Source organism: Stenotrophomonas sp. GL_111 (assembly GCF_057835245.1).
In genome coordinates, this window is record NZ_CM174421.1 from 4,347,501 (window position 1) to 4,350,000 (window position 2,500).

A 2,500-nucleotide genomic window follows, 5' to 3' on the forward strand; every position below is an offset into this window, starting at 1 on the left:
CACGAAAAGGTAGATTCCGATGTATTCCTCACCCGTCCGCCACTCGCCACCCAGAGAGCAAGCTCTCCTGTGCTGCCGTTCGACTTGCATGTGTTAGGCCTACCGCCAGCGTTCACTCTGAGCCAGGATCAAACTCTTCACTTAAAAACGCATAGTCCGAAGACTAAAAATTTAAAGCTGCAGATGCTTGACCGCTGGCAACGTTTCGCTTGCTTTAAAACAATTGATATGTTGCTTGATCAAACGTCTGCAAGATGGACATACATCCTTCCTGCAGGCGCCTTCACAAGATACCTGCGCATACTGTCAAAGAACTTGGGAGTCGGCCTCAGCGCCTTCCTCCGTGTGCCCCGACGTTTCCGTCGTTGCGAGCCGCCCATTATAGCCGGCTTATCTGCTTCGTCAACACCTTTTTTCAAGGCCGTTTCACCGTAGTGAACCGTTGTTGCCGATGCCGCTTCGTCGTTCCGATCCGGAGATCATTTCGTCGTTGCGAGCCGCCTATTATGTCAGGCTTTTCGATTCTGTCAACAACTTATTTGATGAACTTGAAGTTCTTCTCGAAGTTGTCGATGTAAGTTCATGAAAAATCATGTGCTTACATAAAAAGGAAAAACCCCGCTGCATGAGCAGCGGGGTTTTTGGGTATAAACCCTGGCGATGACCTACTCTCGCATGGCTTAGGCCACACTACCATCGGCGCAGCTGCGTTTCACTTCCGAGTTCGGGATGGGATCGGGTGGTTCCACAGCGCTAATTTCACCAGGGAGACAGTTGGAGTGTCGCTTTGGGCTACGGCTCTTTGCAGGGAGCAGGCAAGGGTATGCCTGCTTTACAAAGAGACGCGCTTAAGCGCCTGCCTCTCGTTTGGTCTTGTGACGTAGCGTGCACTTGGATCTATCGACATGTCATGTCGGCCAAGGCAACTTGAGGTTATATGGTCAAGCCACACGGATCATTAGTATCAGTTAGCTCAATACATTGCTGTACTTACACACCTGACCTATCAACCACATAGTCTATATGGTTCCTTCAGGGGGCTTGTGCCCCGGGAGATCTCATCTTGAGGCGCGCTTCCCGCTTAGATGCTTTCAGCGGTTATCGCTTCCGAACATAGCTACCCGGCAATGCCACTGGCGTGACAACCGGAACACCAGAGGTTCGTCCACTCCGGTCCTCTCGTACTAGGAGCAGCCCCTCTCAAATCTCCAACGCCCATGGCAGATAGGGACCGAACTGTCTCACGACGTTCTGAACCCAGCTCGCGTACCACTTTAAATGGCGAACAGCCATACCCTTGGGACCGACTACAGCCCCAGGATGTGATGAGCCGACATCGAGGTGCCAAACACCGCCGTCGATATGAACTCTTGGGCGGTATCAGCCTGTTATCCCCGGAGTACCTTTTATCCGTTGAGCGATGGCCCTTCCATACAGAACCACCGGATCACTAAGTCCTAGTTTCCTACCTGCTTGATCCGTCGATCTTGCAGTCAAGCACGCTTATGCCTTTGCACACAGTGCGCGATGTCCGACCGCGCTGAGCGTACCTTCGAGCTCCTCCGTTACTCTTTAGGAGGAGACCGCCCCAGTCAAACTACCCACCATACACGGTCCCCGATCCAGATTATGGACCCAGGTTAGAACGTCAAGCACGACAGGGTGGTATTTCAAGGTTGGCTCCACTGCAGCTAGCGCCACAGTTTCATAGCCTCCCACCTATCCTACACAGACGAACTCAACGTTCAGTGTAAAGCTATAGTAAAGGTTCACGGGGTCTTTCCGTCTTGCCACGGGAACGCTGCATCTTCACAGCGATTTCAATTTCACTGAGTCTCGGGTGGAGACAGCGCCGCTGTCGTTACGCCATTCGTGCAGGTCGGAACTTACCCGACAAGGAATTTCGCTACCTTAGGACCGTTATAGTTACGGCCGCCGTTTACTGGGGCTTCGATCAAGAGCTTCGCCTTGCGGCTGACCCCATCAATTAACCTTCCAGCACCGGGCAGGCGTCACACCCTATACGTCCACTTTCGTGTTTGCAGAGTGCTGTGTTTTTGATAAACAGTCGCAGCGGCCTGGTTTCTGCGGCCCTCTTCAGCTATAGCTCGCATGAGCCACCAAAAAGGGCGCACCTTCTCCCGAAGTTACGGTGCCATGTTGCCTAGTTCCTTCACCCGAGTTCTCTCAAGCGCCTGAGAATTCTCATCCTACCCACCTGTGTCGGTTTACGGTACGGTCTGCGTAAGCTGAAGCTTAGGAGCTTTTCCTGGAAGCGTGGTATCAGTGACTTCGCCTTAAAGGCTCGTCTCGGTGCTCGGTCTTAAAGAATCCCGGATTTGCCAAAGATTCAAACCTACCTCCTTTCCCCCGGACAACCAACGCCGGGTACACCTAACCTTCTCCGTCCCTCCATCGCACTTACGCGAGGTGCAGGAATATTAACCTGCTTCCCATCGACTACGACTTTCGTCCTCGCCTTAGGGGCCGACTCACCCTG

3 rRNA genes (2 of these 3 only partly in view) are annotated in these 2,500 nt (G+C 52.9%); all 3 read right to left on the minus strand.

The features are described 5' to 3' along the window. Window positions 1-144 (minus strand): 16S ribosomal RNA (locus AC3IPM_RS19290) (it extends 1,401 nt beyond the left edge of the window). 508 nt (window positions 145-652) lie between these two features. Continuing rightward, window positions 653-767 (minus strand): 5S ribosomal RNA (gene rrf / locus AC3IPM_RS19295). A 170-nt stretch (window positions 768-937) separates the two neighbouring features. Then, window positions 938-2,500: ribosomal RNA gene (locus AC3IPM_RS19300) — 23S ribosomal RNA — on the minus strand; it runs 1,316 nt beyond the window's last position.